Origin of the sequence: Maritalea myrionectae DSM 19524 (assembly GCF_000423365.1) — a bacterium.
GTDB classification, from domain to species: domain Bacteria; phylum Pseudomonadota; class Alphaproteobacteria; order Rhizobiales; family Devosiaceae; genus Maritalea; species Maritalea myrionectae.
Genome location: NZ_AUHV01000001.1, coordinates 1 through 1321, shown reverse-complemented (window position 1 = coordinate 1321; position 1321 = coordinate 1). Strand labels below are relative to the sequence as shown.

The following is a 1321-nucleotide window of genomic DNA, read 5'->3' as shown; positions in this document are numbered from 1 at the left end:
TCGAAGTCTTGATGATCTGGTAAAACCAGATCCGCAAGGACCTCGCCGTCCACGTTTCTCTTTCTTCTTTTCTTCACAATGTCAAAGAACCGACAAACAGCACGAAGGCTAGATGTCATCGGCTGATCAATTTCTGTCACAACCGCAAAGCATTCTCTTACCGGCGAACCGGCAGAACAGACTGCCTTTTTATGGAAGCACTGTCAAACTGCAAATCAGTTTGGTCAGCGCTTGGGGGTTATAAGACTAACGGATTAGCCTGTCAACCAAATCTTTCAGCTAAAACTCAAAAAGTTTTTCGCGGAAAGCGACCTGAACATCATCTGTTAAAAACAAACTCAATTCAGAGTGGTGTAGATAGTTTGATCATCTCATCCTGTCAACACCCTAATTGAAAATTTTGAATTTACTTTCAATTAGTTAACTCGAATTCTTCAGTTGGCGGTGCCGCCCGTTTCGTTCAAGCTGTGGGCGGTGATAAGGGTTGCCCCGGTTAGAGTCAACACCTTTTATCTTGGCCCCTTCATTTATTTCATATTCGGGCCCATATTTCACCATCGCGGCAGGTTGATTGGGGACAACATGCTTACAGCCGATGCGCTTCCCCGCCTTTTGGCCGGAATGCTGCTCGGAACACCAGGACAGCAACGATCGCTTCAATGGCATAACCGACGCCAAATAGCAGATATACCCATGGAAAATTCGGCTCTTCCCATACAGGAACAAATCGATTCGCAATTTCAACTGGCAGAATCAGTAGCGCAAATAGAAGAATCGCGCCGGGCGGCCAAGCTTTGACGCGGAGAATCGCTTGTTCATAGACCATCGCCATCGCAAACATCATCAAAAAATAGCCCACCAGCACAAAGCCGGCCACGCCGGCGATGCCGTTTAGAATCGGTGTGTAGTGCCACAAATCAAAGAAGATGCGGACAGCCTCTACACCGATTCCCATAAAGACAGAGGCGAGATAGAAGAACAAAAGTCCCGATGCTGTAAAACTGTGCTGTGATGGTGGTGCGAGAAGGCTCGCCGCGCCAGCAATCGCGGTCAGATAAAAGCCATACCACCAAAATGGGGACGACCCGACATAAAGAATCAGTGTGCTCGCAAGGAAAATCAGAGCGAGGGTAAGAAAAATGAACGACCTTCGACGGCGAAAAGCCACCATGGCGGAACCTTCAAGAGTTCGTCGGATGAGTGATGTTAGACCTAACACTCCCCTAAACGCAAGAAACCCCACCGGCTATTTCTAGCGGGTGGGGTTTTTTGTATATTTTACATCGTAGAGATAATTTTGCTTTTAGCAGACTTGGCAACG

The 1321-nt window shown here is 47.5% G+C and carries 1 protein-coding gene; it reads right to left on the bottom strand.

Features of this window, described 5'->3' with window-relative positions; all coding sequences use genetic code 11:
* Positions 1-586: 586 nt before the first annotated feature.
* On the bottom strand, positions 587-1171 hold the full coding sequence (locus tag G549_RS18275; protein WP_036220646.1) for a hypothetical protein: 585 nt from the start codon (positions 1169-1171) through the stop codon (positions 587-589).
* Positions 1172-1321: the final 150 nt, after the last annotated feature.